The organism is Photobacterium sanguinicancri (assembly GCF_024346675.1).
Lineage (GTDB): Bacteria > Pseudomonadota > Gammaproteobacteria > Enterobacterales > Vibrionaceae > Photobacterium > Photobacterium sanguinicancri.
On the sequence record NZ_AP024851.1, the window covers coordinates 1,089,755 to 1,113,542 of the forward strand.

The following is a 23,788-nucleotide window of genomic DNA, read 5'->3' on the forward strand; positions in this document are numbered from 1 at the left end:
CACTTGAGCGAGGCTTTCTGCTATTTAGATAGCGCTATCATTAATTCATAATTGATGCGGTTAGTAATTTTTGCTTAATGTAGCATCAAATTTATCCGCCCATTCGGGCCATAATTTCCCAAGATCCATGTACTGCTCTAGCGTGTCAGCCACACGATCAATGCCTTGTTCGCGCATTACATCAAAATCAGGCGTTTGCGTCGCTTCTAACCCCGCCCACGACAAAATAGCGTCACAAGCTTCTTGCTGTTCAAAAATACCGTGAAGGTAAGTACCAAACACTTGGTTCTCAACACCAAACTGCCCATCTGGACCATCAATTAACTGTACAGGCGCATCGTCAGTGATCCCCGAGGTAACACCCGCATGGATCTCATAGCCACGCACGGGTACTGTTAACTGATTCGGCATGGTTAACGTACCTGTCGTTTGCTTCAACTGTTTGTTTTTGGCCAATACCGTCTGTGTGGCTAAGTAACCCAGTCCATTACTCTCTCCCGCAGGACCTTCAATGCCTTCAGGATCGGCAACCTGCTGACCAAGCATCTGGTAGCCGCCACAAATTCCCATTACTTTGCCGCCTAAGCGCAAGTGACGCTCAATATTTTTATCCCAACCTTGCTCACATAAAAACGCCAGATCGCTACGCACACTTTTAGTACCGGGGATAATAATTAAATCAGCAGCAGGAAACGGTTGGCCTTTACCGACAAACTGTAAATTGACTTGTGGGTGCATGCGAAGCGGATCAAAGTCAGTATGGTTACTCACGCGGGTTAACACAGGCACAACCACATTAAGCTGTTGCTCTGCGGCTTCAACTTGTTGGCTGTTAATCGCATCTTCTGCTTCAAGCATTAAGCCATGAAGATAAGGCAATACGCCCAAGACAGGCTTGCCCGTTTTCTCTTCTAACCAGTCTAAACCCGACTCTAATAGTTTTACATCACCGCGAAAACGGTTGATCACGAAGCCTTTTACTCTTGCCTGCTCCGATTCCGACAGTAGCGCTAATGTGCCATATAAATGGGCAAATACACCACCGCGATCGATATCTGCAATGATAATCACAGGGATATCCGCTTCTTCTGCAAATCCCATATTTGCGATATCATTTTCACGCAGATTAATTTCTGCTGGGCTACCCGCCCCTTCAATCACAACGGTTTCATGTTCTTTTTGCAAAATAGCAAAAGATTCCATCACAGAGCCCATTACCACTTTTTTATAACCGTGGTAGCTCACAGCGTCCATATCGGTGATAGCTTTTCCCTGAACGATAATTTGCGCACCAATATCAGTATTAGGTTTGAGTAATACAGGGTTCATGTGAACCGTTGGCTCAATGCGGCATGCCTGCGCTTGTACCGCTTGCGCACGTCCAATTTCGCCACCATCTTTGGTTACAGCACTGTTTAAGGCCATGTTCTGCGATTTGAATGGCGCGACATTGATTCCTTTCCGTGCCAATACACGGCAGAGGCCAGCGGTTAAGACACTTTTACCTGCATCAGACGTTGTGCCTTGCACCATTACCGCTTTGATTGTGGGTTGCATTGTTAATCCTTGTTTTGCGCCTGATTTATCACTCAAGCACAGGAGCTACTGTTTATGTGCAGCAATTAATCATTTCAGTCTAGAGACTGAGGCGTACATTCTTTTCGTTCACGCATTCACGATGAGGCAAACTGCTGACTAACGGGCCAGTGTAATTGCGGCCAATCTTCATTGTGTTCATCGTGAAAAATAGTAATTCGATAACGCGCGGCATAAGGCAATTGCAAACGTTGTAAATACCGAGCCGTTTGCGGCATTTCTAAAATATGGCGTAACAGTTGTCTCATGACCCCAGCATGGGTAATCAGCAACACTTTCTTCCCTTTATGATCAGTCAATAAGCGCTGCCATGCTTGAATAATCCTCAAATCAAATTCAGGCAACGTTTCTCCTTGATGGGGCGTATTATGCCAAGGATCTCGCCAAAACATATCCAGTTCTTGCTGATATGTTTGCCACAGTGTTTTATGCAGCTGACCATCCCAAACCCCGAAATCCAGCTCTTGCCACTGTTTATCAAGGTCCAATGGCGCAGATGTTAATGATGAAAATATATGGGCAAAATCGCTACAACGTTGCAATGGCGAACTTACAATTTGATCAACCTTTGTGATATCCGTAATAGCTTGGTGCATCTGATTCAAACCTGTTGGCGTAATCGCAAAATCGGTATGACCTCGCAGACAACCATCACCTTCAGGTAGGCCATGACGTAATACATCCACTTGTGTCATCATGGTTTTGGCTTTAGTCGCTGACATTATTATCTCTTTATCTTATGGCTTAAACTGTACTGTCTTTTAGCACTTGCGGTAAGCCTGCAATCACAAATACCACTTTACCTGCCACTGCCGCTATTTCTTGATGTAGCCATCCACTTTCATCAACAAACTGACGAGAGACTTCCCCCATAGGAACAATACCTTGTCCGACTTCGTTGCTGACCATAATAATACGCCCCGGCGCTTCAGCTATAGCCATCATTAAGTCTGACTTTCGATTTTTCCAAGGCACCTGATTCTTGGGATCAAATAAACAATTTGTTAACCAAAGCGTTAAACAATCCACCAGCAAACAATTGTCTGGCTGGCTATATTGGCGAATAACAGCGGCAAGATCTAATGGCTCTTCAACTGTCATCCATTCAGAAGGTCGCTCTTGTTGATGACGTGCAATGCGCTCAGACATTTCATTATCGCCCGCCCCTGCTGTCGCGATATAGATAACGTCTTTACCTGTCGCCAGCGATTGGGCTTCCGCATATCGGCTCTTGCCAGAACGCGCACCACCCAATACAAGCTCTATTCCATGAAGGATCTTTACCTTACTCACTGTTCGCCAACACTACTTATTTCAAATCATGTGATTATTGTATTGATTTAACGACGAATGAGAAGCTAGCCGCTATTAATGCCGTTAAAAAAAGTGAAAAAAGTGAAAAAAGTGAAAAAAGTCTTATATGAACGAAATCTGAATACCTATCTCATCATTAATTCAGTTTGAGTGTTGTTTAATAGACACATCAACCAAGGAGAATAAATAATGAAAATAACAAAACGTACCCTACAAAAAACAGTTATCGCTATCAGCGCTGCACTTATCCTAGCGCCAACAGCCGCTCTAGCGGATAGCCATGACAAAAATGCCACAATCAATTACACCGGCCCTGTCGATACAGTGACAGTTTCAGAGCTACTCAACGACACCAGCATGTTTGCCGAGCGTAAAGCAGTAGTTGAAGGCGTATTGCTTCGCCAAGTCAATGCAGATACTTACATTTTTAGTGACGGCACTAAAGAAATCCAAGTTGAACTTGATGATGACATCCATATGCCACAAGCGATAAATGCAGAAACAAAGCTACGTTTATACGGTGAGTACGAAGGGGGAAATACACCTGAAATCGAAGTTGACCGCATTCAAGTTATTTAACTTCATAGTTCTAAATATTGCGAATAGCGACAGCCTCTGAGATAGATCTTAATTTTGCCACCTTGCTGTAAGGTGGCAAAATCATGAGGTTAAAATATGGTCTGAAAGTAAGACATTTACTGTCAGTTTTCTTTACAACAAAGCCTACAATATCATCCCCCCGAATCCCTCTACGGTTTAACCCTTTGATTTTATATTACTATTTTTATGGCACTGAGCTTGCAGTAACTATTTGTACTTCAGAGGAAGTGACTCAATAACGAAACGGTATCGCGCCCAAAAGGTGCATTGATGCTTTTATCACCATTCTTAACTATAAGTCAGCGGGGATAGGATTAAAGGTTACACTTAAATCAGAATAACAAAGCATACAGCGGCAGGAGCTCTACTTTCATGGAATTACAGCTGTAAACTAGGTAACAAACTGTTTTATCGGGGGATTAATGCTCAAACTATTGTTCATATTAGCGCTTAATAGCCTCCCTATCTTATTGTTTATAACTAGTTTACTGCCGATTGAATGCAGTTCATCTATAAACAGCTTACTTAATACTTTTTCTGATCAAGAAGTCAGTTGGTTTTGCGAAAATAGCGCCCACCAAAGCACGCAACAACGTACATTTGATAATCCATTCAAAAACACCCAATAGTCCCAACCATAGTTATTCCGCATCGACAGAATCAAATAAATAGTTTGGTTATGTTCTACGTGCATAAGTCTTTATTTGTCTATGATGAATAAAGAGTGCCATCCATCACGCTCAGCTCAAACTGCCTAGTTTCACTCTAGTATCACCAATGCAAGGACGCGTATTGTGAATATTCTCGTTAGCAATTTAGGCTTTGCCTTTTCAGGTATTGGTTTTGTTTTCCTTTTCCTTTTGTTGCTCACAACCAAAAAGCAGAGTTTGCAAAAAAAACTTCTCTACCTGATCTGCTTTTTCGGCGTTGTTTGGAGCCTCACCTCTTATAGCCAATTTACTGCGCAATGGGGGATAGCCCCTGTCTTACTCGCCGAATCTTGTCTGAACATCGCATTGTTTTTACTACTAACTTCAAGTCTATCGAACCATCAAACACTGAACAAAGCCATTACTTCCTCCATACAGAGAGGTCTCTTAGCTGCGTTACTCATCATGGCTTCATTAGCAGCAATACGTATGTTTTCACCGATTTTAAACCTAAAGCTGTTTCTGTTATTTCATCTTGGTCAGGCAATTATTGGATTATGGGCAACTGAACAGCTCTACCGCCGAACACACCGCAGTGAAACATGGGCGATCAAACCTCTCTGTTTAGGATTGGGCGTTTTCTTCGCCTATCATTTTGCCCTTTACTCAGATGCGCTACTAACAAGTTCAATTGAACGAGGCTTTTGGGTAGGTCGTGGTTGGATCGCGGTATTAGCAATTCCTCTCATTTTATTAACGGCTAGACGTGTATCAAATTGGGGGAGCCGCGTTTATGTATCGCGTGAGGTCATTTATCACAGCACCTTACTTTTGGTTGCTGGTGGGTATTTGTTAATCATGGCAATCGCAGGGTACTACCTGAAAATACAAGGGCAAGCATGGGGGTCCCTAGCCCAGAGCTTATTTTTCGCGTTAAGCGGAATTGTCTTTGCGAGCCTTTTCTTATCAGAATCTTTTCGCAATAACCTTAAGGTATTCATCACTAAACACTTCTTTGCTAATAAATATGAATACCGTGTTGAATGGATGAAAGTGGCTGAATTACTCGATAATCAAGACAACTCCCCCTATGACAGCGCACTTCAAGCTATGGTTAGGCCATTCGGTTGTGAGCAAGCGTTATTAGCCATTCAGGAAAATAATAAATTTAAAATAAAAGCGGATTATCAAACAGCAGATAACCACAGTGAAGCACAACAGTTACTCTCACACTTAGCGAACCCTGCCGTTGAGCATCAGTGGATTATTGATATACCGCAGCTAAAAAGTGGTGGTGAGAAAACGCCTTTTGAAATTAATACGCTAGAGCTTCCTACCCATCACCCTTTTTATTATGTTGTCCCACTAACCTGCTCTACTGGTGTGAAAGGCGTTTACCTACTGTCTAGGCCAACCTCCACTGACAGATTGAATTGGGAAGACCGTGATTTAATGCGAGCAATCAGCATGCAGCTTTCGGTGTATCTCAATGTTTACCATACCAACCAAAAACTGGCAGAAAGTCGTCAATTCGATACGTTCAACCGCATGTCTGCTTTTTTAGTGCATGATTTGAAAAATGTTGTTGCCCAGCTTCAACTCATTAACAAAAATGCCATTAAGCATAGACACAACCCCGAGTTTGTTGATGATGCCTTCGAGACAGTAGAGTCTGCTGTTGGTCGTTTAAACAAAGTGCTTCATCAACTCAATAATAAACGGCTAGAGAAACAACAAACCCAGTCAGTCAATATCATTGACACATTACAGACCGTTTGTGAGCACCGCGCGGTTTCCTTGCCCAAGCCAACACTGCAGTTCAATTCAACATCCAATGAGTCAGTGACCTATTATCATTTGTCTGCTGATGCTGATCGATTAAGAAATATCTTCGGCCATTTGATCCAAAATGCACAAGATGCAACGCCCCAAGAGGGCGTAGTCACCGTGAAAGCGGAGTTAAAACCAGATTATTTTGTCATCGCCATTGAAGATAATGGCACTGGAATGTCACAAGATTTTATTGAATCACGGCTATTTAAGCCCTTTGATACCACTAAAGGTAACGCTGGAATGGGCATTGGTGCCTATGATGCTAAGCAGTTTATTGAAGACCTTGGCGGCTATATCGAAGTTGATTCTACGCTAGGTAAAGGCACGCGTTTCCAAGTTTATTTACCCGTAATAAACGAAAATCAAACCGTCATTGAAAAATAAGTCACTATACTTTTAATAAATCATCATACTTTTACAACACCACTTTTTAATGGAGTGTCGGAATGGAATCACTACTTGTCATTGAAGACGACCTTGGTATTCAAAAGCAATTAAAATGGTGTTTCACTGACTATGAGGTTGTTACCGCTGGGGATAGAAAAAGTGCAATTACTGCGCTTCGTCGCCATGAACCTAAAGTAATAACGCTAGATTTAGGCTTACCGCCTGATGAAACTAATGCATCAGAAGGCTTGGCAACCTTACAAGAAATACTTTCTCTTTGCCCTCAGGCTAAGGTTATCGTTATTACAGGGAATGATGATAAAACAAATGCATTAAAGGCCATTGAACTAGGCGCACATGATTTTTATCAAAAGCCCATTGATGACGATATTCTTAATATTATTGTGCAACGAGCCTTTATCATCGCCAAGCTTGAAGCTGAAAATACCGCATTAAAAAGTACTTCTCTTGATGATAATGGTTTTATTGGTACTAGCCCACAAATTCAGCAAGTGTGTCGTATGGTTGAACGTATTGCACCTACCGAAATCACCACGTTGATCCTTGGGGAAAGTGGTACGGGCAAAGAGGTTATTGCCAGAGCATTACACCAACAAGGCGCAAGAAATGATAAACCTTTCATTGCGATAAACTGTGCATCTATTCCTGAAACATTACTTGAAAGCGAACTTTTTGGATTCGAGAAAGGTGCATTTACTGGTGCGCATAAAACCACAAAAGGTAAGATCGAATGCGCTGATGGCGGGACACTTTTCCTCGATGAAATTGGCGATATGCCCTATTCACTTCAAGCGAAAATATTACGTTTCTTACAGGAAAAAGTCATTGAACGAGTGGGGGGGCGTCAAGAAATCCCAGTCGATGTGAAAATTGTTTGTGCTACTCACCAAAATTTACAAGGAATGGTGGCGGATAAGACTTTTCGTGAAGACTTATTCTACCGTATCAGCGAAATTACGATAAATATCCCGCCATTACGCGAGCGCGGCGAAGATGTACTATTACTAGCCCGCTATTTCCTAAATACGGCTAATCAACAAACTCACCGCAACCTTTCTGGTTATACCGATGAAGCCATTGATGCATTAATCGCTCACCACTGGCCAGGCAATATTCGGGAACTACAAAACAAAGTGAAATCAGCCGTTATTATGGCAGATGGAAAACTGGTAACCGCAGATGATCTTGCATTATTTAATTTAAATGAAGAGAAAATCGCGCTTAACCTTCGCCAAATAAGAGAAGAAGCGGAACGCACAGCCGTACACCGTGCACTTTCTATGAGTGATGGTAATATGTCTAATACCGCTAACCTCCTCGGCATCACTCGGCCAACCCTGTATTCATTAATGGATAAATACACCATTCAAAAATGAAATCGATTGCTTTGACTTGTAGAACGACTTGTTGTCGTCTTTACTTACAGTAACTATTTGCGTTGTTAATAACAAAAAATATCAATTACAACTATTGTTATTTTGAGTTCAACACTTAACTCAGACCGCTCAAGCGGACGATTGGGGGATGTTATGGATAATGAGCATCAAACTAACAGTAACACCGATGCTAACCACAAAGAGTCAGCGACAAACCTTCATGCAGTCTCTTCAGAAGAAGAAGCCTCACGATTCTCACGCCGTCGGTTTCTCCGAACATCTGCGGCTGTATCACCTGTGCTGTTATCACTTAAAAGTCCAACAGCTTGGGCGAGTGGGATGGGAGAACAAAACTGCAGTATCATGATGTCAGGTAATGCGTCTAACCCCCAAAACTGTGTAACAGAACCACTTGCGCCTCGTGAATGGGAAGACATTCTCAATTCTCGCCGAGATTCCCCGCAATACCCGCTTCGTCAGTCACTAAAAAGTGGTGGGATCAATGGTAACTCCCCCTTCAATGGCAAGTTTTTGCGCCCTTTAAATCAATGGCGTTATTCTCCAACCAAAGGTTGGATGTTTAAAGTTTCTTTTCGTAAATGCAGCAATCCAAAGTTTAAACAGACACTACGAAACGCACAAAACTCTAAATATAAAATCGCACTCTCATTCAAACCGACGTCACGAGAGAAAGGCAAGCAAAAAGAAGATTTTATCATCATCCTTGAACCGCCTCGTTTTCATAACACGGTCGTGACTGCGTATTTAAATAGCTACTTTTCACCCAGTTTAATCAGCTATGGCTATTACCCAGAGCAAGTGGAGACATCGGTAATACAAACCATAATGACGAGCGCTAACCTGATAATGGACGAATTAAATAAAGGTAATGAACCGAAGAAAAATCTCGCCAGCATCTATCACCCTTTTACTCAGTTAGTGCGGGATTTGAAACGCTGGACATAACAATCAACTGAACAATAGCAAGGAATGCTATGACAGAAGCAAGGCAGCTTACAAACAAGGTGAGGTTTCACCCCAAGTTTACTACCAATGAATGTACATTCACTGATGGTAAGAATGGGGTGATTTTCAGCCCTGCGACATCCGAAACCCTGCTATGTGAATGCTCAATACTTGACTACATCAAAGCGATAGAAGCTGATTTAACAAATCATGCCACCTTATCTACGGCGAACTTAGCGTTAAGCGATGATCAGCGCATTATTATTGAAAAGCTGCTTCACATACGGGTTTTGCTGCCACTAAATAGCGTATCACCTGAATTAACACGCCCATGCTCCAGCTTTTCCGCATTAAGCGAGGAGTAGCTATGCCGATTCTAGATCGTTTAAAAAAAATCATACCCGCAATAAACAAACATTATACTGTTGTGACAGGCCCTTTTATCATGTCGATTTCTAGCCCAGTACCGAGTGTACAACGCTATATCGAAAGCCATTATGCTCATAATTTAATTGATTGTAATGACAACACTTTCATTGATTTTGAAATTCAGATTGGTTTTGGGAAAGGCATAAGGCGCTGGTTTCGACAGCAGGCTACATTCACCTTTAATCACCATCAACCTTTCAAGCCCCTTCCTCTTAATCAAGCCAATGCCATGTTGGAATGGGGAATGAACTGGGTTATTTCCAGTTACGCACATCAGTATTTAATTATCCATGCAGCAACCTTAGAAAAAGACGGTAACGGTATTATCATTTCCGCCCCTTCAGGCTCAGGTAAAAGTACACTCTGCGCGTACCTCGCCGCAAAAGGGTGGCGATTACTCTCTGACGAACTCGCTCTCATCGATCCTGAAACACTACAATTACATGGGCTAGGTAGGCCCATGAACTTAAAAAATCAATCTGTTGATTTAATGCGTAATTATTATCCAAAATCTGCTTTTAGCCCTATTATTCAAGATACGCATAAGGGCAAAATCAGCTTAGTAAAAGCACGGTCTACTTATACTGAGCAATTACCACTCGTTGCAGACCCGAAACTGCTAGTGTTTGTCAATTATGACCCTTCTGAATCTTGTTACGCCGAGCGAGTGACACAAAGCCACGCGCTTACTGAGATAATTCAGAACAGTTTCAATTTTGGTTTACTCAACCAGCAAGGCTTTCAAACAGCAAAAGCACTAGTGAACAAAACTAAAGCCCTCTTTATTGAATATCATAACTTTCAAGAGTGTGAGTCTGTTATCAAGGAGTACCTGGATGAAAGAAGCAGTATCCCAAGGCAACAAAGTGGAAACACTGCCTCTAGTGAATGTGCTCACATCACCTGAAAAGTTGATTCACGCCTCACCTCGTATACAAGCACAAGTGATTGCAGAAGCTCGCTACTTTAATATGCTCGCTCAGTTAAAGTATGTATGTGAAGACGCCAATATTTGGTACCAATTACCACTTCGCGTCAAACAACACATCCAATCCGCAGAATATTCCTTTAAGAACCAAAAACGCCAGTTAGACATCGAGCACGCTGCTATAAAAGAGGCTCTATCTGAACTATCTTGTTCTTGGGTATATTTAAAAGGAGCGGCCTATCAAATGCTTGAGCTGCCCGTTTTCTACGGCCGTTTAATGAACGACATTGATATATTAGTACCAGAAGACCAACTAAAGAAAATCGAAACCGCGCTTGGTGATCACGGCTGGACACATAAAACGCTCACCGACTACGATGAAAAATTCTACCGTGAATGGTCACAAGAAATCCCACCGCTTAGACACTTTTCTCGTCAGACAGAACTAGATGTCCATTTCAATATTTTGCCTAAGCGGCTCAGCCAGTCACCAGCCTCTGCTTTTTTGCTAAAGCAAACCCAGCGGTTAGACAGTGACGAAAATGCTTATACCCTCACCCCTGCAGCACTGTTGCTACATAGTGCAATCCACTTATTTCACGAGAGCGAATACCACAAAGGGATCCGTGACCTATTCGATATTCACCTTCTCATTAAACACTTTGGAACAGACGATGCCTTTTGGTCACAGTTAGTTACCTTGCAAGCGCAACTCGGCAATACTGATAGCACCTTTTACGCTCTGCATTTTAGTGAGGCTATTTACCAGACAAAAATCCCTGCTCATATCAAAGCACATTACCAACAATACAAACCGAACATGTTGACACTTATGCTAACTGAGCCCTCTTTTCATTATGTATTCACATCTATGTATCCACTTCATCACCACTCGGGTCACCATAGGGCTATATCAACGCTCTATCTTCGCGGTCACTTTAAACGCCTGCCAATTTATAAATTAATCCCTCACCTTATAAAAAAATCGCTTTTAAAACTGTTACCCGAGAAAAAAGAAGAGACAATGTTTGACTAGGAACCACATTCCTAGTCTTTATATTTACTTTTTTAATCCCCAAAAAGCATATCCGCTCATTATCTTCGCAACCTCTCCACAGAAGAAAATAAAGATAAACAACTGAAGTAAAACACAAAAAAAGCAAACACATCTCAAGCAAGAATACTAATCACGTTACTTATCCAAGGTTATGTGACATAAAATCACAATCAAACAGTGATTTTTATTTTGACATTCGACGTCAAGCCAGTATGATTCAACGCAAAACCAAACACCTAAACACATAAAGGTCAGATAATGAAAAAGGTTCTTTCTGTAGCAGCAATCGCTCTAGCACTTTCAGCAACAGCAGTTCAAGCAAACGAAGGCGTTTACGTTGGCGCTAACTTCCAAATGGCTGATTTCAACCTAAAGCCAGAAGTTAAAGAGGCTGACGCTCTATTCGGCGGTAAATACAACGCATCAACTGTAAACCTAATTGCTGGTTATGACTTCAATGAATACGTTGCAGTTGAAGGCCGCATTGGTATTCCTGCTTCTTCTGAGTCTAGCTCAAGAATGATTGCTTCATTAGAAGGCAAACCAACTACGTCTTACGCTGTATTTGGTAAAGGTAAACTACCGCTTAACGACATGTTTAGCCTATACGCACTTGTTGGTTTCGGTTCTTCACCATACAAACTAGAAGCAAAACTAGCTGACCAATCAATTGGTGACATCAAATTTGATAAAGTAAGCCTTCAGTACGCAGCAGGTGTTGAAGTGAACTTCACACAAAACATTGCAATGACAGCAGAATACGGCATGTTTGGTTCTGGTAAACAAGATATCGTTCTAGTGAAAGGCGATCTTGAAAGTAAAGCTAAGTACGACACAACTGGCTTCAACGTTGGCATCAAGTACAAGTTCTAATTTCAGTTAACACGCTTTACTTGTAGTTATCCATATACTCAAAAGCGGCTTCGTATTAACGAAGCCGCTTTTATTTTTCTGCCATATAAATCATCAGACTAAAACTTCAAATACTTCTTCATACCTGCAACACTTTTCTGACCAAGTCCTGGCACCTTCTCAAGATCTGCGGCTGATTTGAACTTACCATTTTTCTTACGATAATCGACGATTGCCTGCGCTTTTTTATCCCCTACACCTGGTAATGACTCCGCTAGCTGCTTAGCCGATGCACTATTAACATTCACGGCTTTAAGCGCTTTTTTGGTTGTTACAGACGATGCAGTGGCCGCTTTGACTTTATCTGATTTCGATTTATCTGCTTTGCTCAGGTCAGATTTCGCACTCTCTGATTTTTTATCTATCTTCGCTTTATTAGCTGAAGCTTTATCGGTATTTTTTGCCGATTTTTTAACTTTTTTAATGCAGTCTGTTTTCTTTGTTTTATCCGATTTATATTTACTTTCACATTTTTCAATTTGCGCTTTCAGTTCTTTATCTGCAGTGGCTGCATAAACAGATAATGGTAATACTGCCAATGCAAAAATTAAAAATAACTGCTTCATCTCCAGTCTCCTTTGTAAATAAGCAAATAACGCTTCTAATACATGCCCCTATATCTAGTTAAGCCCAATATATGAAAAGGGGGAGACCATTTTCTTTTTGTCTCATGTTTGAATCACAGCCTAAGCAAAAGTTACAGGTAAAGAAAAGGCCTGAATAACACTGTTATTCAGGCCTTTAAATACATCAAATGGCAGACTGGGTGCTACTAATCATAAACTGTTGCTAAAAACTGCTCTAGCTTCTCTGTTACAAGCTCGGGTTGTTCTAAATTACTAATATGTCCGGCTTTCGGGATCACAAAGTAACTACTGCCCTTAACTGTGTCATGCATGAGCTGTGATTCTAATGGCGTACGCGGTTTATCTTCTGCACCGACCATGATCATAGTCGGTACTGTAAATGTCTCAAGATCATCGAAGGCATCACGGCGACCAAAGACTTTTCGCCCGATCGTCGCAACATCGACAGCGCGCTGCCCTGTTAGACTTGAAAGGTGTTCACGGAAATGAGCAACTAGCTCTGGAGAGTCCGTTTCTGCGTTATTTGCAAAAAACATAGGAACAACAACATCAAGAATTGGTTCAGGCACAGCCTGAGCAGCCGTGATGGCATCAAGCATACCAAAGTACTTCGCATGCGTAACTTCAGGTTCAAAGCCAACAAAAGTATCCATTAATACCAAGGATGTCACACGCTGTGGTGCTAATGCAGTTAAGTCCGTCCCCCACATACCACCAACAGACAGCCCAATTATCGAAAATGTATCGATTTCAAGGTGATCCATTAAGGCTAGAAGATCTTGCGCATAGTCTTGCAGCGTGACCGTTTGTACTGGCGCCGCATCAGACCCACCGTGCGCCCATAAGTCTGGCACAATGCAACGGTACTTTTGGCTTAAAGCTTCAATTTGTGGCGCCCACATAGCGTGATCCCACAAATAGCTATGCCCCATCAAAAGGACGGGCCCTTCTCCCTGATCAACATACTGCATTGTGCTGCCGTTGATAGTAAATGTTTTCATTCCATGCTCTCTATTCTTAGGGGAAGATAAACCGATAACGCTAAACTAATTTCGCTAAATCAGCAGGACGATAATAAACTGATTTTAATACTTTACCTTGACGAATAAGCTTACCTTCAAGCTCGACGTCTTTGGCACATTTAGCAATAATAAAGTTACCTTTCTCGCTCGCCGCAATTTCTACGCCAGATTTAGCATAAAACTGTTTAGTGTCTTCAAACTCAGCCATATCTCGACAAACTTTGCTCATGTTGCTTGAATGCACTTCATCCCAGCAAATAACAAAATTGATATTACGACGGCTGGCAATGTTAAGCAGCAAGTCAATAAGATAGCTAATACCAATATTGTCTTCTACTTTCGCATGGCCCAAATGTACTAGTCGTCCCATAAGCACATAAACAGTATCAACAATGGCGTCAGCTTGCTCATCCAATGATGTCGCTTCTGCAAGCTCGGTCATTTCTTCAATTGCTAGCGATGTATGCAATTGGTCAGCTTTATCATCCAATGTCGCTGGCGAATCAATATCCAGATCAAACGTTGCACGAAATTCAGTGATATCACGGTATAAGTGGTCAAAAAGAGTTTGATCTAGCAGTGAAAGGTTCATGTTTTGTTCCTATAAGACGTCTTTCTAAAAAGCTTCATACGTGTGAAGTAATGAATAGTAAAGCAAACGAAGACGAGATACAAAAACAAAGAAGGAAGATATAAAACCTCATTTTATTCATGAGGTTAATATCAACAAAGGAGGATGGTTAACAAGCCGAATACTATGAATGTGTTTTCATTAATGCCTTAAACCAATGTTTTTGCTTCAATGGCGAGTTGACCTCTTCATCAATTTCAGCAAGCACACGTTCGCTTGTATTCACATTACCGTCCTGAGTGTGGCTACCATCGCCAGCATCTTCTGATAACAGTTTTCTTTTTTGGCGGATCATTTTATCTAATTGACGGATCGTGCTAATTTTCCGTTGAATAACGTTATCGAGTACAGTGGAAACTTCATCTAACGTTTTAAATACTGCTGCCTGCTTACTATCCTGGCCACTATTCTCAACCGTATTTTGATCATGGTGACTCTCTGCGGAATTACAATCAGATGCTGTAGCTAATACTGTCGAGGTGGATAACGAGCCTGATAACTCTCCCCCCATCTCTTCTATCACTTGCGCGATATCATCGAGCGTAATCACGGTTAGATCTGCCATGAAAGCATAAAGAAACAGGCGGTCAGCAAAGATGTTTATCTTCCGTGGTATTCCTGCTGTATACGTAGCAATTTTTTCAAAGATGTCATCATTAAGCTGAGGGTGACCATCCCACCCCACTTGTACCAATCGATGTTTAATATAATCACGAGTTTGTTCTTCGTTAAACGGTTGCAAATGACACGAGGCAATAATGCGTTGCCTGAATTGTTCCATTTCTGGCAGTTCGATAATCCCTTTAAGTTCTTCTTGCCCCAGCAGAAAACTTTGAATCAAAGGCTGATCATCAAGCTGAAAGTTCGACAACATTCGTAACTCTTCTACTGTTTCAGCTGGCAAATTTTGAGCTTCATCGACAATCAATAAGGCTCTTTTCCCCTGACTATGAAGCTGTAACAGATACATTTCTAACTTTTTCAATATATCCGCTTTGTTCAAACCTTCGACGTCTAAGTTAAACTTGGCGGCAACTAAACGTACCAATTCATCAGGGGTTAAACGCGTCGTCGCAATTTGGACTGCCACGATAGAGTCATCAATCAGCGATAATAAATTCCGAGCAAGCGTTGTTTTTCCGGTTCCAATAGGACCTGTAATAACAATAAAACCTTCCCCCTGAGATAAACCGTACTGTAAATACGACACGGCTTTATCATGGTGAGGGCTCGCAAAGAAGAAACGAGGATCCGGGCTCAACTTAAAGGGCTTATCAGTTAAGCCAAAATGCGATTCATACATAATTAAAAGCTCATTTTTAAGTCATAATAGAATCGGTTTTCATCATATTCATAAATAGAGGATGAAGACTGTCGGGTGCTATATCTATAGCCAAATGAGGAAGTTAGCTTCTTAAGGTGCTGATAAACAGCGCCGATATCAAAGGTATGGTAATCATCATTCTGATTAGAGCCATCTAAGCGATCAAAATCGTAGGTGGCGTATTCATAAGCACCGTTAATTTTAAATCGGCGGGTTAAATTATGATTTCCACTGATTCTTGTACCATATGAACGCTCGTCCTGATTTTCAGAAAAAACAGTTAACGCTTCTTCTTGGCGACCAAAAAGAGAGAAGCTGTATTGTGAACGTCGTAAATCTAGCGTAGATGTCCAGTCTAATAACCGAACCAGAGTAATATCTTCAGGCCTATCCCCGACAGTAAAATTTGTCCGATCAAAACTCACTGGCTCTTCTGTATAACTAACAGTATTGGTGACACGGCGATTACGGTGGCTGAATAAAAACTCGTAAGCATCACCAAAAAATCGCTTACCGTATTCTAGGTACAATCGTGTTCTCGGTGTAGGGTTAAAGTTAAGTGAGCCCGCCCAAAAATCGGGATTAACATCATCTTCAGAGAAGTTATAACTTAGCTCGGCATAAGAACGTTTATGCCAAAAATAACGCACGCCCGGCCCCCAACTGACCGTTTTTCGGCTATTCAAATCACTCGAGCCTTCGAGGTTCTCATAATTCAAACGCATCAATGGCGAGAAACCATAAATAGTTTGCAAACCAAGGGTCTCGCTCAATGCGGTATAGCGCGTATCGCCTATTTCATCTTCACGGCCTTTTTTATAATCATACGACGCATCAATTTGCCAAAAAACGTCTTTGATACTTTGGCCGTTCGCAAAACTTACCGACGCACCATAGCCATTGTAGTCACCGATTCTATCGCCACTGCGACTTACCCGAGTGAAGACTCGGCTTTCTAGATCTATTTGGCTTAGAGGATTACTTCTGAATCCAAAACCAATTTCACCACGTTGATTTTCTACTGTATTTCCTGAGAAAATATCTGCAGCAGCGTCGTCATCGAGCGATTTAGCCACATTCTGAATACTGGCATTGGCATCAACAAAAAAGCCACTATGCGCTATGCCCTTTTCAGCCACAAAGTCTAAATCGTTGTACAGATCATCACGGTCGCTACTGTCGCTGTATAAAAGCTGCCTAATTTGATAATCAAAATTTAAGTAACCTTCTGTAGCAAGAATGTCGGCTTTTAAACCTGCACCTATCGTCGTGATAAAGCTTGCTGTTTTATCAGGTTCACGGTCAACGTTATCTGTAAAAACCAGACCAACATCAACACTTGGCGTGAAAGTAACATCAGCGCTGTAACCACTCATCGAAACAAATGACGCAACACCAATAACATATATACTAGGATTTCTTCGCTTTCGAGTCATAGCCATATCCATATCCGTATTGACTATACGCTCCGCGTACGGCTTTATTCATAATAAAACCAATTGCCATGTCCTTGTTCAACTGCGATACCGCCGCTTTTACATCAGCAATTTTGGTTTTGTCCTGTTCTACAACAATCACGGCCTGCCCCAATAACTTAGATAGGGTGACTGTTTCAACGACCCCAAGTAATGGTGGGCAATCAAACACAACTACACGATCGCTATATCTTGATGCTAATTCTTTGGCCAAGATTTCCATTTTACTACTTGCGAGTAGTTCGTTATTTAAATGGTGAAACGCCCCAGCAGGCATCAACTTTAGATTCGGAATTGAGGTGGGATATATAATGTCTGATAACTGAGAAACATTACCGACCAGAAAATCAATTAAACCCGGCTTATCTTCAATATCTAAGGTGTGGTTAACACTTGGCTTAATAACATCAGCATCAACCAGTAATACTGTCTTATCTTTTTCAGATGCTAAGCTAAGCGCTAAGTTAACAGCAGAGAACGTTTTACCCTCATCCGGTAAAGCACTTGAAACCATCACTAGGTTGCCGTTTTTGTGAAAAGCCGCGCCGCTACCAAATGCATTATCTAACAGCTTTTGTTTGATAGAACGAAACTCATTGTTAATTTTAACGTTAACAGCCTCATCGGTATGCATAACCATACCCATGTTTTTTAACCTTTCCGTATCAATAGCAATGGGTTGATGAACTACTGACTCTTTTGCCGTTAGCAACTTCTCCGCAGCATACGAGTCAGCAGAAGCAGAAACATTGTCCGTCTCTGACGGTATGGCAACTTTAGTCTGAGCCCCTTTTTTTGCATTCATTGCCGCGGTAATGGAATTCGGCTTTGCTGTTGACTGGCGATGCTTCCCCATCGCTTTTTCAATGGTACTCATAACAACTCCATTAACGACAGAATACGTCCATGAACTGATGGAATCAGGTTCATTAACATAAAGCCGATGAATATAGTGATTAACCCAACAAGAACGGCACCAAAGATAAAGACTTTACGCTTATTGGTTTTCGTTAACCCTGATTGCTCAGTAGCTGATACCGCGCCAAATACAGGTAAATTGGTGACTTGATACAATTGATTAGCTGAAGTAACAACCGGAGAAACTTGGCTACTAAGGAAAGACATCCCTGTTCCAGCTCCCAGCCCAACAATCAGCACCATGCTCAACAATAATGGTCTTACTGGCCCTGATGGTTCTGTTGGTACACGTGGTGGGTCAATCACCCGAAACTTAATATCATCCGATGCGGCCCCTACACTTTGCGAAATAAGCGCAGACTCTCGACGAGACAAAAGTTCTTCATACTTATTCTTCGTAATGTCATAGCTTCGCATTAAGTTCGTCAACTTAGCTTCTACTTGCGGTAATTTAGCCAGTCTTTCACGTAAAAAAACGACTTTTTCACTAAAACTGGATGCCCGTACTTTTAACGATGCTTCCTCATTTTCCAGCTGACGAATAATCAACTTCAGGTCATTGAAGAGATTATCACCTCGGCCCCCCGCTACAGACGCTGTTTGTTGTGAGGCTGACTTAAGGTCTTTCAGGTCCGCGATTTGACGGCGTGTCTCTTTTACATCTGGGTGCTTTTCCGTGAATCGGAACAGCAGTGCATCTAACCTTGTTTCTAGGGCTTCTAATCGTTCGTCATATTCAGTTCGAATACCCGTATAGTTTTTTGACGCTAAAGAACGTTCGCTGCTGAGCTGAGAACGCGCTGTGACTAACTGCGTTTTCACTTCGCGCAATTTGAGCTGAGTTGCTTCTAATTCAGACTCTAACTGCTCTAAACGGTTGTAGTAATTTTGTTCTGAACCCGGCATATAACCAGCATTTTGCTGTTTAAACAAAGCTAAGCCTGTTTCCGCTTTTAATAAGCGTGTTTCGTAATCCTCTATCTGCTTTGCGATAAACTGGCTCGCCTGATCAGTATCTTGACGTTTCTCACCTAATGCATTTTCAACAAACACGTTAAGGGCAGATTGAACAACATCGCGTACATAACGAGGATCATCGCCGGAGTAACTGATGGTAAATAAGTTTTCACGCCCTGCAGAACGGATCTTGATATTTGATTTAAGATCTTCCAAGATCTCTTCGTATTCTTCGTTATTTGTCGCTCGAATATCAGCGTCAGTGTCTCGTGCGATGGTCTCTAAATTTGAGCGACTTAAAAGGGTTTTAACCATTAACGCCACTTCTTGAGAAGGATCCGTTTCGATGGTTAAACCACGTAATAAGGGTTGTAAAATAGATCGAGTGTCAGCATACACACGTGCATTGGCGGTGTACTGATTAGGCATCATGGTGACAAATAACCAACCAAGAGGACATATCACCCAGGCCGCAATAATTGCATAACGGCGTTTTAACCACACACCGCGAGCATACTGAATCAGAATATCAAGCTGTTCTTGCATCTGCTTCCCTTCCCTGATTAGAACCAAGCTTCCGGAATAATAATGATATCGCCAGGAAGAATGTCTACATTGGCACGGATTTGACCATCACGAAGTAAATCACCCATGTTCAAACCGTACTGGCGCTGCTGTCCGTCAACAACACGGATCAAACGCGCATCATTTCCGTCGGCATATTCCGTTAAGCCGCCCACTTCCACCATGACATCTAGCAATGTCATATTTTCACGATAATTAATCGCTTTCGGCTTTGAAGCCTCACCGATGACACGCACTTGTTCGCTATAAGGGCCAACAAAACCTTGCACGATAACGGTAACAATAGGATCTCGCACATATTCAGCTAAGCGCATTTCTAGGCTACGAGCTAAGTCAGTTGGGGTTCGACCTGACGCAGGAACATCATCAACTAAGGATGTAGATAACATGCCATCAGGGCGTACAGAAAACGTACCCGAGATTTCAGGGTTACCCCATACAAAAATATTCAAAGAGTCACCAGGACCAATCAAATATTTGTACTGGTTAATATTTTGAGTAAGCGACGCTTGAGGTGTTGTTGAGGGTAACGTGGGTAAGTCGTTAGATGAGCAACCTCCAAGGAACAATACTGTTGCGCATGCAATCGTACTGGGAACAGTAAGCGAACAACCTTTTTTCTTCATAACAGCATCCATCCTGCTCTGTTTCGTCCAAAAACCCTAATAAACAAATAACTAGGGTGCACTTATTACTATGGTTTAGAAGATGTCATTTTTCCATTGAACTTATTTAACTATATATGATTTTTTTATTTTGCAGATTTTTTATAGTCGTCAATAATCAATTAGGTAGGTGATGATAAGAAAATATTACGCGCTGCTTATTAGTTGAATTTTAAAGTTACGTTTTATAGGTAAGGATATCTATGTCGCACTCTCGATTTCACGACTTAAATTTAAGCAATGCCACTCTTATATTTGCTGATATTTTGGTGTTATTCTCTATTTTTACTTTAAGTTTGGTCGGAATTGGCTACTTTTCGGCAATATCACTTCCTAATTATGGCGATGCTACTTTTTTTATTCACTTGATCTTATATACCCTTCCTCTCCAGGTTGCATTACTTGCCGTTGGTTTATATAACGAAAAATTACGAGAAAACTTCAATGGGATCGCTGTCCGATTAATTGTTGCTCTTATTCTCGCTTATGTTCTTGCTAGTGGTTTTTATTTCATCCTTCCCATTCCTTACTTGCCAGGACTTAGCCGAGAGTTAATTTTCTTTCTTACTTTCATTGGGTTAATGGCATCTCGCTTTGTCGCCATCTCAAATAATTACGAAAAAATAGGGCAAGTGAGAGTGTTGGTGATCGGTGCAGGTGAACGTGCAAGTTTGATTGAAAAATGTATGCGCCGTAAAGCAGACCGTGTTCATGTTGATCTTTACGGCTATGTAAAAATTGAAGGTGACAGTAGCCAACATACACCCAAAGGCACGAAATTCGAGCTAGATTGCCCGTTAAACGAGTTTGTCAGTAAACATAAAATTGAAGAAATTGTCATTGCCGCTGATGAGCGACGAGGAAACCTTCCTGTCGATAGTTTATTCAACTGTAAAATTGAAGGTGTATTAATCACAGATATCATTGATTTTATTGAAAGAGAAACCGGACAAATTGCCGTTACACACATTTATCCATCTTGGGTTATATATAACGACAAAAAACCGGCCTCATTTATTGCTAAAACATTGAATTGGTTATTTAATAGTTCAGTCGCTGTTTTAATTTTACTCTTTTGTTGGCCGCTTATTTTATTCGCTATTTTATTTATAAAGTTAGAAGACGGTATTTCATCGCCCATTTTATATTCCCAGCAACGTATTGGTTTGAAAGGGAAACCATTCAAAATCTATAAATTTAGAAGCATGTCCTTAGACGCGGAAAAAGATGGCATAAAATGGGCAGAAAAAGCAGACCCTCGCATAACCAGAGTTGGCCACTACCTTCGTAAATATCGCATAGACGAGCTACCCCAACTTTTTAATGTTTTTCGAGGTGATATGTGTTTTGTTGGCCCTCGCCCTGAACGCCCTCATTTTTCAGAACAATTCGAAGAGTCTATTCCATATTACAACCATCGCCATAATGTTAAGCCCGGCTTAACAGGCTGGGCTCAACTAAAGTATCCCTATGGCTGTGGCAAGGAAGATGCCATTGAAAAACTAAAGTTTGACCTTTATTACATAAAACATCGTAGCTTTATCCTTGATTTACTGATACTCGTGCGCACTTCTGAAATAGTGCTGTTTGGTAAAGGACGTTAGTTCTTGATATTCCATCGCTTATTCTAGAGGGCTTGCCATGAATGGATTCACAAATAACATTCTCCCAACAACCAATGCTTTAACCATTGATGTAGAAGATTACTTTCATGTTGAAGCATTTTCATCTGTTGTAAAACGGGAGGATTGGGGCAATAAATACCCGTTACGTGTTGAAAAGAATACTCATCGCATTCTTAACATCCTTGATCAGCATGATGTAAAAGCCACGTTTTTTGTCTTAGGTTGGGTCGCAGAAGCCTGCCCCAATTTAGCACGAGCAATTGTTGCAGGTGGGCATGAGTTAGCGAGCCATGGTTTTGCCCACCAGCATGCGAACAAACAAACGCGAGAAACATTCAAACAAGATATATGTCGCAGTAAGCAGCTACTCGAAGATCAATCTGGTATGCGCGTTCATGGCTACCGTGCACCCAGCTTTTCAATTGGGCTAGATAACACTTGGGCTTTTGAAGAATTACAACAAGCGGGCTTTAGCTACACTAGCAGCACTTATCCTGTTAAACACGATATTTACGGCACACCAGAGTGGCCTCGATTTAAGCATCAACGCCAAGAAGGGATTATCGAAATTCCAATTCCAACACTCAATGTACTAAATCGAAATGTACCCATTGGTGGTGGTGGATATTTTCGACTGTACCCATATGCTTTAAGTCGCTATTTCATAGAGCGTTTCAGGCAACAAACTCAACAGCCTTTCAGTTTTTATTTCCATCCGTGGGAAATTGACCCTATGCAACCACAAATGCACGGTATTTCAATAAAATCTCGCGTACGGCACTACTTGAACTTGAATCGTATGGAAGCCCGTCTTCATCGGCTCCTCCGCGATTTCCAGTGGGACACAATGTACAACACCTATCAATTACATGGATTAGTAAGCGATGAAAAATCTAGCAATCAGGAAGATAGCAGACAACGACTTTCCAGCTTGGGACAATTACGTTGATAACCATGACGACGGTAGCTTTTTTCATCTAACGGGGTGGCAACATGTTATCAGTAAAGTTTTTGGTCATCGTCATCACTATTTATTAGCGGAAAATGATGATCAGCTTGTCGGCATATTGCCGCTTTTTGAGCAAAAAAGTCGATTGTTTGGTCATGCGCTAGTCTCGACCCCTTTTTGCGTTTACGGCGGTGTTATTGCCGATGATGATGATGTTAGAAAAGCATTAGAAAAAGCAGCTTATGAACTAGGATGTTCACTCAATGTTGATTACATTGAGCTAAGGGACAAAGAGAATAAAGAAAGTGAAGAACCTTGGCAGCCACATTGTCATCACGCAACGTTCTCATGTGCGCTCGAAGCTAACCCTGATGCCATCCTCTCGACGGTTAAACGTAAACAACGCGCTGTTATTCGCCAATCTAATAAAAACAGCTTACACGCAGATCTAACAAATAACCCTGAACTTTGTTATCAAGTATATGCTGAATCAGTCCGAAATTTGGGTACACCTGTTTTTAACAAAGCGCTTTTTAGTGAATTAAAACAAACTTTTGGCGAACGTTGTGAAACGCTCGTTATTAGGGATAGCAACAATGTCCCTGTTTCGAGCGTTTTAAGTTTTTACTACAAAAAACAAGTCCTTCCCTATTATGGCGGCGGTACAACACAAGCCAGACAGCTAAAAAGTAATGACTTTATGTACTACCAGCTCATGTGTGAAGCCCAGAAAAAAGGGGCTGACGCTTTTGATTTTGGTCGTAGCAAAATTGACTCTGGCGCTTATCAATATAAACGTCACTGGGGAATGGACGAAAAACCATTGCACTATCGCATTGCCCTTGTTAACGCAAAATCTCTCCCTAACTTATCGCCAAACAATCCAAAGTATCGTTTTTTCATCCAAGCATGGCAAAAACTGCCACTCGGCATTAGTCGCCAATTAGGGCCAATGTTATCGAAGTATTTAGGGTGAACACT

22 protein-coding genes are annotated in these 23,788 nt (G+C 41.5%); 11 read left to right on the forward strand and 11 right to left on the reverse strand.

Annotation, left to right across the window (positions count from 1 at the left end; all coding sequences use genetic code 11):
* Positions 1-60: 60 nt before the first annotated feature.
* From OCU87_RS21885 to cobU, 3 genes are all read right to left on the reverse strand, one after another.
* A complete protein-coding gene (locus tag OCU87_RS21885) occupies positions 61-1,557 on the reverse strand; it encodes a cobyric acid synthase (protein WP_261858482.1) in 1,497 nt (498 codons plus the stop codon).
* 116 nt (positions 1,558-1,673) lie between these two features.
* Entirely contained in the window at positions 1,674-2,318 is a 645-nt protein-coding gene (locus OCU87_RS21890) for a histidine phosphatase family protein (protein WP_261858483.1), read from the reverse strand.
* 22 nt (positions 2,319-2,340) lie between these two features.
* On the reverse strand, positions 2,341-2,889 hold the full coding sequence (cobU, locus tag OCU87_RS21895) for a bifunctional adenosylcobinamide kinase/adenosylcobinamide-phosphate guanylyltransferase (protein ID WP_062687627.1): 549 nt from the start codon (positions 2,887-2,889) through the stop codon (positions 2,341-2,343).
* Between the two features lie 210 nt (positions 2,890-3,099).
* On the opposite strand from cobU, the gene OCU87_RS21900 reads away from it, so the two are divergent.
* From OCU87_RS21900 to OCU87_RS21935, 8 genes are all read left to right on the forward strand, one after another.
* Positions 3,100-3,489 (forward strand): YgiW/YdeI family stress tolerance OB fold protein, encoded by a 390-nt coding sequence (locus OCU87_RS21900; RefSeq protein ID WP_261858484.1) that lies wholly within the window; start codon positions 3,100-3,102, stop codon positions 3,487-3,489.
* A gap of 815 nt (positions 3,490-4,304) precedes the next feature.
* The gene (prsK, locus tag OCU87_RS21905; RefSeq protein WP_261858485.1) at positions 4,305-6,377 is read left to right on the forward strand and encodes an XrtA/PEP-CTERM system histidine kinase PrsK; all 2,073 of its coding nucleotides are present in this window, start codon (positions 4,305-4,307) and stop codon (positions 6,375-6,377) included.
* Between the two features lie 62 nt (positions 6,378-6,439).
* Positions 6,440-7,777 carry a PEP-CTERM-box response regulator transcription factor gene (gene prsR / locus OCU87_RS21910; protein ID WP_261858486.1) on the forward strand — a complete coding sequence of 446 codons (1,338 nt, stop codon included), beginning with the start codon at positions 6,440-6,442 and terminating at the stop codon, positions 7,775-7,777.
* A 153-nt stretch (positions 7,778-7,930) separates the two neighbouring features.
* Positions 7,931-8,743 carry a hypothetical protein gene (locus OCU87_RS21915; protein ID WP_261858487.1) on the forward strand — a complete coding sequence of 271 codons (813 nt, stop codon included), beginning with the start codon at positions 7,931-7,933 and terminating at the stop codon, positions 8,741-8,743.
* 29 nt (positions 8,744-8,772) lie between these two features.
* Positions 8,773-9,108: a hypothetical protein gene (locus OCU87_RS21920; protein WP_261858488.1), complete on the forward strand. Its 336-nt coding sequence runs from the start codon at positions 8,773-8,775 to the stop codon at positions 9,106-9,108.
* A gap of 2 nt (positions 9,109-9,110) precedes the next feature.
* Complete coding sequence (locus OCU87_RS21925) at positions 9,111-10,079, forward strand: HprK-related kinase A (protein ID WP_261858489.1); 969 nt, start codon at positions 9,111-9,113, stop codon at positions 10,077-10,079.
* A complete protein-coding gene (locus OCU87_RS21930; RefSeq protein WP_261858490.1) occupies positions 10,009-11,136 on the forward strand; it encodes a nucleotidyltransferase domain-containing protein in 1,128 nt (375 codons plus the stop codon). Before OCU87_RS21925 ends, OCU87_RS21930 begins: the two co-directional genes overlap by 71 nt.
* Before the next feature lie 279 nt (positions 11,137-11,415).
* The gene (locus OCU87_RS21935) at positions 11,416-12,030 is read left to right on the forward strand and encodes a porin family protein (protein ID WP_062687620.1); all 615 of its coding nucleotides are present in this window, start codon (positions 11,416-11,418) and stop codon (positions 12,028-12,030) included.
* 98 nt (positions 12,031-12,128) lie between these two features.
* On the opposite strand, the gene OCU87_RS21940 is transcribed toward OCU87_RS21935, so the two are convergent.
* The 8 genes from OCU87_RS21940 to OCU87_RS21975 all read right to left on the reverse strand — a co-directional run bounded on the left by OCU87_RS21940 (position 12,129) and on the right by OCU87_RS21975 (position 20,194).
* The gene (locus OCU87_RS21940) at positions 12,129-12,635 is read right to left on the reverse strand and encodes a ComEA family DNA-binding protein (protein WP_261858491.1); all 507 of its coding nucleotides are present in this window, start codon (positions 12,633-12,635) and stop codon (positions 12,129-12,131) included.
* 206 nt (positions 12,636-12,841) lie between these two features.
* On the reverse strand, positions 12,842-13,657 hold the full coding sequence (locus tag OCU87_RS21945; RefSeq protein ID WP_261858492.1) for an alpha/beta fold hydrolase: 816 nt from the start codon (positions 13,655-13,657) through the stop codon (positions 12,842-12,844).
* A gap of 40 nt (positions 13,658-13,697) precedes the next feature.
* A complete protein-coding gene (locus OCU87_RS21950) occupies positions 13,698-14,270 on the reverse strand; it encodes a nucleoside triphosphate pyrophosphohydrolase family protein (RefSeq protein WP_062687618.1) in 573 nt (190 codons plus the stop codon).
* Positions 14,271-14,433: 163 nt separating this feature from the next.
* On the reverse strand, positions 14,434-15,612 hold the full coding sequence (locus tag OCU87_RS21955; RefSeq protein ID WP_083540739.1) for an XrtA/PEP-CTERM system-associated ATPase: 1,179 nt from the start codon (positions 15,610-15,612) through the stop codon (positions 14,434-14,436).
* 2 nt (positions 15,613-15,614) lie between these two features.
* Complete coding sequence (locus OCU87_RS21960) at positions 15,615-17,075, reverse strand: TIGR03016 family PEP-CTERM system-associated outer membrane protein (RefSeq protein ID WP_162267725.1); 1,461 nt, start codon at positions 17,073-17,075, stop codon at positions 15,615-15,617.
* Positions 17,044-17,985: an XrtA-associated tyrosine autokinase gene (locus tag OCU87_RS21965; protein WP_261858493.1), complete on the reverse strand. Its 942-nt coding sequence runs from the start codon at positions 17,983-17,985 to the stop codon at positions 17,044-17,046. The genes OCU87_RS21960 and OCU87_RS21965 overlap by 32 nt, the downstream gene beginning before the upstream one ends.
* Positions 17,982-19,529 (reverse strand): XrtA system polysaccharide chain length determinant, encoded by a 1,548-nt coding sequence (locus tag OCU87_RS21970; protein WP_094956506.1) that lies wholly within the window; start codon positions 19,527-19,529, stop codon positions 17,982-17,984. Before OCU87_RS21970 ends, OCU87_RS21965 begins: the two co-directional genes overlap by 4 nt.
* 17 nt (positions 19,530-19,546) lie before the next feature.
* A complete protein-coding gene (locus OCU87_RS21975) occupies positions 19,547-20,194 on the reverse strand; it encodes an XrtA/PEP-CTERM system exopolysaccharide export protein (RefSeq protein ID WP_205049182.1) in 648 nt (215 codons plus the stop codon).
* A 308-nt stretch (positions 20,195-20,502) separates the two neighbouring features.
* Between OCU87_RS21975 and OCU87_RS21980 the strand changes: the two genes are divergently transcribed.
* From OCU87_RS21980 to OCU87_RS21990, 3 genes are read left to right on the forward strand one after another with little or no spacing between them, the layout of a single operon-like run.
* Positions 20,503-21,837 (forward strand): TIGR03013 family XrtA/PEP-CTERM system glycosyltransferase, encoded by a 1,335-nt coding sequence (locus tag OCU87_RS21980; protein ID WP_261858494.1) that lies wholly within the window; start codon positions 20,503-20,505, stop codon positions 21,835-21,837.
* Between the two features lie 37 nt (positions 21,838-21,874).
* Complete coding sequence (locus OCU87_RS21985; RefSeq protein ID WP_261858495.1) at positions 21,875-22,807, forward strand: XrtA system polysaccharide deacetylase; 933 nt, start codon at positions 21,875-21,877, stop codon at positions 22,805-22,807.
* A complete protein-coding gene (locus OCU87_RS21990; protein ID WP_062687612.1) occupies positions 22,743-23,783 on the forward strand; it encodes a FemAB family XrtA/PEP-CTERM system-associated protein in 1,041 nt (346 codons plus the stop codon). The genes OCU87_RS21985 and OCU87_RS21990 overlap by 65 nt, the downstream gene beginning before the upstream one ends.
* The last annotated feature ends 5 nt before the right edge of the window (positions 23,784-23,788 follow it).

Coding starts and splice junctions, on each gene's coding strand:
- OCU87_RS21885 (WP_261858482.1), bottom strand. CDS start 1,557: ATGCAACCCACAATCAAAGCGGTAATGGTGCAAGGCACAACGTCTGAT.
- OCU87_RS21890 (WP_261858483.1), bottom strand. CDS start 2,318: ATGTCAGCGACTAAAGCCAAAACCATGATGACACAAGTGGATGTATTA.
- OCU87_RS21900 (WP_261858484.1), top strand. CDS start 3,100: ATGAAAATAACAAAACGTACCCTACAAAAAACAGTTATCGCTATCAGC.
- prsR (WP_261858486.1), top strand. CDS start 6,440: ATGGAATCACTACTTGTCATTGAAGACGACCTTGGTATTCAAAAGCAA.
- OCU87_RS21915 (WP_261858487.1), top strand. CDS start 7,931: ATGGATAATGAGCATCAAACTAACAGTAACACCGATGCTAACCACAAA.
- OCU87_RS21920 (WP_261858488.1), top strand. CDS start 8,773: ATGACAGAAGCAAGGCAGCTTACAAACAAGGTGAGGTTTCACCCCAAG.
- OCU87_RS21925 (WP_261858489.1), top strand. CDS start 9,111: ATGCCGATTCTAGATCGTTTAAAAAAAATCATACCCGCAATAAACAAA.
- OCU87_RS21930 (WP_261858490.1), top strand. CDS start 10,009: ATGAAAGAAGCAGTATCCCAAGGCAACAAAGTGGAAACACTGCCTCTA.
- OCU87_RS21935 (WP_062687620.1), top strand. CDS start 11,416: ATGAAAAAGGTTCTTTCTGTAGCAGCAATCGCTCTAGCACTTTCAGCA.
- OCU87_RS21940 (WP_261858491.1), bottom strand. CDS start 12,635: ATGAAGCAGTTATTTTTAATTTTTGCATTGGCAGTATTACCATTATCT.
- OCU87_RS21945 (WP_261858492.1), bottom strand. CDS start 13,657: ATGAAAACATTTACTATCAACGGCAGCACAATGCAGTATGTTGATCAG.
- OCU87_RS21950 (WP_062687618.1), bottom strand. CDS start 14,270: ATGAACCTTTCACTGCTAGATCAAACTCTTTTTGACCACTTATACCGT.
- OCU87_RS21955 (WP_083540739.1), bottom strand. CDS start 15,612: ATGTATGAATCGCATTTTGGCTTAACTGATAAGCCCTTTAAGTTGAGC.
- OCU87_RS21960 (WP_162267725.1), bottom strand. CDS start 17,075: ATGGCTATGACTCGAAAGCGAAGAAATCCTAGTATATATGTTATTGGT.
- OCU87_RS21965 (WP_261858493.1), bottom strand. CDS start 17,985: ATGAGTACCATTGAAAAAGCGATGGGGAAGCATCGCCAGTCAACAGCA.
- OCU87_RS21970 (WP_094956506.1), bottom strand. CDS start 19,529: ATGCAAGAACAGCTTGATATTCTGATTCAGTATGCTCGCGGTGTGTGG.
- OCU87_RS21975 (WP_205049182.1), bottom strand. CDS start 20,194: ATGAAGAAAAAAGGTTGTTCGCTTACTGTTCCCAGTACGATTGCATGC.
- OCU87_RS21985 (WP_261858495.1), top strand. CDS start 21,875: ATGAATGGATTCACAAATAACATTCTCCCAACAACCAATGCTTTAACC.
- OCU87_RS21990 (WP_062687612.1), top strand. CDS start 22,743: ATGAAAAATCTAGCAATCAGGAAGATAGCAGACAACGACTTTCCAGCT.